The 2,436-nt window shown below is 62.6% G+C and carries 2 protein-coding genes; both read right to left on the bottom strand.

Features of this window, described 5'->3' with window-relative positions; all coding sequences use genetic code 11:
- Positions 1-11: 11 nt before the first annotated feature.
- Entirely contained in the window at positions 12-590 is a 579-nt protein-coding gene (locus AC5JJ6_RS09285) for an SDR family NAD(P)-dependent oxidoreductase (protein WP_496041765.1), read from the bottom strand.
- A gap of 556 nt (positions 591-1,146) precedes the next feature.
- Positions 1,147-2,436 (bottom strand): hypothetical protein (locus AC5JJ6_RS09280; RefSeq protein WP_496041764.1); only part of this gene is annotated, 1,290 nt, incomplete at its 5' end.

Raw genomic sequence — 2,436 nt, 5'->3', positions numbered from 1 at the left:
GCTTTGAAAGCTCAGATCCCGAAACCGCCACCTACATTGATGGTCTCGCCGTTGATGTAGCCCGCGGACGGTCCGGCAACGAAGCAGATGGTTGCCGCTACTTCTTCAAGGGTCGCAATGCGGCGGATCGGATGCATGTCAAGGATGGCCTCTCGGTCCGGAAGCTCGTCGGCAACGTCCGAAGCCATGTCCGTCGGCATGATACCGGGCTGAACGACGTTGACCGTGATGTTGCGGGGACCGAGGTCCCGTGCGATGCCCTTCGCATATCCGGCGAGCGCCCACTTCGTTCCGGCATAATCGGCAACACCCGGGAATGGTACGCACGACCCGAGGAGGGAGCCGATGAAGACGATCCGGCCGCCGTTGCTCAGTCTCGGCGCTGCGGCACGGGTGTTGGCAATCGTGCCCATGACGTTGACTTGCCATTGCCGGTTGTATTTGTCTCCATCGAGCGATGGATCGCCCACCAGATGACCTTGAATGGCGATGCCGGCGTTGTTCACGAGTATGTCGAGCTTGCCGAATTCGCCGATCACGGCATCGATCAGAGGTCTGGCGGAGGAAAGGTCGGCCTGATCTCTCCTGATCGCGACCGCCTACTGCGAGCGGTACCTGGATTACCTTCCGGTCGCGCTTGAACTGCCTACAGCGCGGGAAGTGGCTGCGCGCACATGCTCTACAGCGCGATCGATCTCAATACACGGTATCCCGATCATACCGGGGGTCCTGGCAGGCTCGGATGAAGCGGAACCTGGCGGCAGGCGCTGATCGACGCGCGTGCGGCTGGTGAATCGCACCTTCGGAAGCGCTTCGAACGGGCAAAGGCGGAGGGCGACTTACCGGAGGCGGCCAAACCTGATGTCCTCGCGGCATTCCTGATGGCAGTCCTTCACGGCATGGCGGTGCAGGCTAAAGCCGGATTTAATCCCGACATGCTCAAGGCTGTCGCCGAACAAGCGCTCTCCGCTTGGCCTGCTGGCAAGTCCACCGTGTCCTCCCGCGAAAGCAGGTAGCGTGGCGGGGTAGGGGAGGCGGCGAGGTTCTCCATGTTGACGGACTCGTGTTGCATGCTTCAGCGCGTCGCACCCATGACGATCCTGTCGTCGATGCAGGGCCGCCTACCGGGCATGCCCGTCATTTTTCCTATCGCGCCAACTGGCCGAGCATCGGCGCGTTCATGAATACAGGCCGTTGCCGGAGCGTCCGGCTTGACATCCAGGGTGCTCTGGCCTGAGCCGCCTTGGTCGTGGCAGCGACATTTATGGCCATGAGGACATTCCACCCATCGGAGTTCGCATTCACCCTGCTGTTTCTCCAAGTCGGCTGGCAAGGTTTTGGAAAGAGCCAGCCGACCGACATATTCGCATCTGCGCCTCTTCGGTGAAGAACCCGGTTTGATCCGCCTGCTGGAGCAGATATGGCGCCCGCAGCACCTGCGCCCGCAAATTGCCGGCGATCGGCCTGCGAGCGATGCGCGGCCGGGTCGCGCACTCCTGGAATCTCAGGGCTGACCGCCGCATCTCGCGATGGACGACATCGATCGGTACTCATGCCCAGGCGATCGCTTCGGCGGGTCGGCGGCTGTCTCCTTCCGGGCAGGCATCTTCTTTCCGCCTTGCTATCCGGCAGGATCGCCGATCCTCCGCCGCCCGCCAGGGTGACTGCCAAAGGGCTCGATCTCGATCGGTCACTCCGGAGCCTGTACGGCAAGGCTTGAGCTCGGCTTGCGAGCCCATCCGGTGCGAGCCCATCCGGTAGGACTGAAGAACCTTCGCCGACACCGGCGCCGTGCTGTGGTTCTTCCGCACCGAGGCGCCGGGTACCGTGCTCTTCCGGCAAAACGGGGTGTTCCGCTGAAGAAAAGGATGCTTGTCCGGCAGCCGAATCGTCAATCTCGGATCGGCTTTCCTGTGGTTCCACTATAGCCGGGTTGGAGTGAACCGGGTCTTCGGCCTCAGGGCCGGAGCCGGTACGGGATGCTGCCCGTTGTGCCACTGTCCGCAGCGTCTCGAGTTCGCGCTCACGGCGCGCGGCATGGCGCTGCCTGGCTTCCCGATCGAACCTCTCCCGCATCCTTACCGTTTCCAGCTTCAGCTTGAGGGACTGAAGCTTTGCGAGCCGTTCCCGCCGTTCGGCCATTGCCAGCTTGATGGGTTCGTAGAAATCGGCGACTTCCGGCAGCCGCCTGTAGGCGAAGCGCTCCCAGACAATGCGGAAGGCCTTGACGAAGAGGTCTTTTGGCCATGATGCCAAAATTTCGACGTCCATCTCGAGGGCGATCCCGTCCGGCAGGTCGAAACCGCGCCGGGTGGCGAGCGCCTGGAGTGCTTCGACGACCTCGACCGGCTGGCCGGGAGCCAGTGCGGCAGTTGCTTGCGCGATTGCTGCCGGCAGCTGCGATTCGAGATCTTCCAGCCGTTCAGGAAGAAAGAT

The sequence above is a fragment of the Skermanella sp. genome (genome assembly GCF_059503625.1).
Note: the sequence above shows the minus strand (reverse complement) of the source record. Positions and strands in the feature narration are given on the sequence as shown.